General features: G+C 25.9%; 3 protein-coding genes. All 3 read left to right on the plus strand.

All coding sequences use genetic code 11. The annotated features are described in order from the left end of the window. Positions 1-124 precede the first annotated feature (124 nt). From J5G60_RS17305 to glf, 3 genes are read left to right on the plus strand one after another with little or no spacing between them, the layout of a single operon-like run. Positions 125-1,330, plus strand: coding sequence for a Coenzyme F420 hydrogenase/dehydrogenase, beta subunit C-terminal domain (locus J5G60_RS17305; protein WP_150358831.1), 1,206 nt, complete (start codon positions 125-127; stop codon positions 1,328-1,330). Between the two features lie 30 nt (positions 1,331-1,360). Further along, positions 1,361-2,422: a hypothetical protein gene (locus J5G60_RS17310; RefSeq protein ID WP_150358832.1), complete on the plus strand. Its 1,062-nt coding sequence runs from the start codon at positions 1,361-1,363 to the stop codon at positions 2,420-2,422. Between the two features lie 47 nt (positions 2,423-2,469). Then, positions 2,470-3,579 (plus strand): UDP-galactopyranose mutase, encoded by a 1,110-nt coding sequence (glf, locus tag J5G60_RS17315; RefSeq protein ID WP_150358833.1) that lies wholly within the window; start codon positions 2,470-2,472, stop codon positions 3,577-3,579. Positions 3,580-3,641: the final 62 nt, after the last annotated feature.

Consider the following 3,641-nt stretch of genomic DNA (forward strand, 5'->3'; position numbering starts at 1 on the left):
GATATAGATAAAGTATTAAATCCAATAAAATATGATATTGTTAATAAATATATCAATAATGAGATTAGAAAATCTAGGGACTATTTGAAAAATTCTTTAAAAAGTATTGAGAAGGAGATCTAAAATGATACCATATAATCAAGAAGATAAATGTATTGGATGTGGAGCTTGTATGTTGATATGTCCTTTTAAATGCATAAAAATTCAGCAGAACTCTCAAGGATTTTGGTACCCTAGAGTTGATATTAAAAACTGTGTTAATTGTGGGGCATGTGATAAAGTATGTGTTATGCAAAATGAAAATTATAAAAAATATATTTCTGTAAAAATTAGCGCATATGCTTTACAGCATAAAGATAAAAAAGTATTAAGAGAAAGCACATCTGGAGGAGCTTTTACAGCAATTATTCAATCTTTTTGTAATGAAAATAGTGTAGTCTTTGGTTCAACTATGAATGATCATATAAAGGTATATCATACATATGTTAAAGACTTGAAAAAAATTAAGATTTTTAGAAAATCGAAGTATGTTGAAAGTTTTATGGGAACTACATATAGTGATGTGAAAAAATTCTTAGAAGAAGGAAAACGAGTACTATTTTCAGGTACTCCGTGCCAGGTAGGGGGGTTAAAACAGTTTTTAAATAAAAATTATAAAAATTTATTAACTGTAGATATAGTTTGCCATGGAGTTCCAACTCATTTACTACTGGACAAGTATAAGAGATATCTTGAATATAAAAATTGTAAGAAAGTGAAATCATTAGAATTTAGAAGTAAAGTAGATTCAAATTGGTTAAATCCTAAAATAAGAGTTGAATTCATGGATGGGAGTGTATATCAACAAAAATCATATGCAAATGATGATGAGTATATGATTGCTTTTTGTAAATTTTTATGTATAAGGAAAAGCTGTGAAGTTTGTAAGTTTGCAAATACACAGCGAGTTTCTGATATAACAATTGGAGATTTTTGGGGAATAGAAGATTCTGGTATAAAAAATATATCTTATGAAGATGGAATTTCTTTAATGTTAATTAATAGTAATATGGGTGAAAATCTTTTAGAAAAAATTAAAAAATATACTTATCTTGATAAAGTTAACTTAGAATTTGCAGTAGGACATAATGAACAGTTAATGCATCCTATAGGTTTTAATTATCAACGGGATGAATTTTTAGGGGATTTGGTACACTTAGATTTTGAACAGGTAAGAAAAAAATATCTTAAGAAACGGCCGATAATAATAAATTTTGTATCTAATTTATTAGGGCGTCGTGCTAAATATATAATAAAAAAATGTTTAAGAATGAAAATAACTCGATATTAATAATAAAATATCAAAGGAGTACATACGAAAATGTCAGATCAAATATTGATAGAAAAAATGGAAGATAATCAATATAATGCAGGACCTAAAGCACGAAGAGATATTTTCGCTTTTTTATCAGAACAAGGGTATGAGTATACGGAAATGTTTAAACGTAGTGATAATATATTTTCTATGTTGTTACATATTACTTCAGCAATAGATAGTATTTATTATAAAGTTAATATGGGTGATATGATTATAATTCAATATCCATATCGATTAGTTTTATTTAATTACATTATTAAAAGATTGCGCAAAATATGTAATAAAAAGGGTAGTAAAATTGTAGTTATTATTCATGACGTACATTATTTGCGTAAAGATATAAATAAATTTCAATCATTAAATAAATGTTGTCAAGATGAGATTAAAGCTTTTAATAATGCTGATTATATTATTAGTCATAACAAAAGTATGACAAAAAATTTAATAAAAAATGGATGTACAGCTATTATTAAAGAACAAGGTATTTTTGGATATAAATATTATGGTATTACTAAACATCAAACATTTGATCCAAATAAAATTAAAATTATTATAGCTGGAAATCTTTCAAAAAAGAAATCAGGTTTTATTTATACGTGCCCAGAAGCGAGTAATGTAATTTTTAATCTTTATGGTTCTGGTTATGAAAAGCAAGATAAACATTCTATTATTTATAATGGTGCATTTCCTCCAGATAAATTAATAGATAATTTAGATGGAAATTTTGGATTAGTATGGGATGGACCTACTTTCAAAACTTGTGGTGGAAATTATGGTAAATATTTGCGTTACAATAGCCCTCATAAATTATCACTTTATATAGCAGCTGGATTACCAATCATTATATGGAATGAAGCTGCACTTGCTAATTTTGTAGAAACAAATAACATAGGTTTATGTATCAGTAGTTTAAATCAAATAACTACAGTATTATCAAACTTAACGGCTAAGAATTATAATGATATGGTAAAAAATGTTAGCAAATTGAGATATAGTATTTTAAATGGTATAAATTTGAAAAACGTTATCTTACATATTCATAAAGATATTTGTGATCATATGTGAAATTTAAAGTATGTTAGTATAATATGCCGTTGGAGGATTAAAATAAAATGAAAGATTATGATTATTTAATAGTAGGTTCAGGATTATTTGGCGCAGTGTGTGCTTATGAATTAACTAAAAGGAGGAAAAAATGTTTAGTAATAGAAAAACGTGATCACGTTGGAGGTAATATTTATTGTAAGAGGATAGAAGGTATTAATGTTCATCAGTATGGTGCTCATATATTTCATACAAATAATAAAATGATTTGGAATTATATGAATCAATTTGCTGAGTTTAATAAATATATAAATTCTCCTTTAGCTTTTTATAAAAATGAAGTATATAATCTTCCTTTTAATATGAATACATTTAATAAAATGTGGGGATTAAGGACGCCTGCTGAAGCTAAAGCTAAAATTAAAGCTCAGATTGCAGAAGCAAATATTATCGAACCTAAAAATTTAGAAGAACAAGCTATTAGTTTGGTTGGTAGAGATATTTATGAAAAGCTTATAAAAGGTTATACTGAAAAACAGTGGGGAAAAGATTGTCGAGAACTTCCTACTTTTATTATTAAAAGATTACCGGTTAGATTTACATATAATAATAATTATTTTAATGATTTATATCAAGGTATTCCTATTGGTGGATATACTAAAATTATCGAAAAAATGCTAAATGGTATTCAGGTTAGTTTAAATACAGATTTTTTTTCAAATAGAAAATTTTTTATGAGTATTGCAAGTAAAATCATATTTACAGGAATGATTGATGAATTCTATGATTATTGTTATGGTCAACTTGAATATCGTAGTCTTAAATTTGAAACTAGGTTATTAGATGAAGAAAATTATCAGGGCAATGCAGTAGTTAATTATACGGAATTTGAAATACCATATACTCGCATTATAGAACATAAACATTTTGAGTATGGTAAACAATCAAATACTGTGATTACAAAAGAATACCCTATTAAGTGGGAAAAAGGTGATGAACCATATTACCCGATAAACGATAATAAAAATAATAAACTTTACCATAAGTATAAAAAATTAGCGGAGAAAAAAAATGAAATCATTTTTGGTGGACGACTAGGTATGTATAAATATTTCGACATGGATGATATTGTTATTGAAGCATTAAATATGTTAGATAAAGAAATAAATGCGAAGTAATTTTATGAGTTTTTAATATTAAAGGATTAAATTAGAATATATCTAAAGGAAATAATAAATTG

The sequence above is a fragment of the Clostridium sp. HV4-5-A1G genome (assembly GCF_900184915.1).
GTDB lineage: Bacteria > Bacillota > Clostridia > Clostridiales > Clostridiaceae > Clostridium_B > Clostridium_B aromativorans.

What these genes read in the sequence shown, in the direction of transcription:
- J5G60_RS17305 (WP_150358831.1), top strand. Translation starts at nt 125, where the DNA reads ATGATACCATATAATCAAGAAGATAAATGTATTGGATGTGGAGCTTGT.
- J5G60_RS17310 (WP_150358832.1), top strand. Translation starts at nt 1,361, where the DNA reads ATGTCAGATCAAATATTGATAGAAAAAATGGAAGATAATCAATATAAT.
- glf (WP_150358833.1), top strand. Translation starts at nt 2,470, where the DNA reads ATGAAAGATTATGATTATTTAATAGTAGGTTCAGGATTATTTGGCGCA.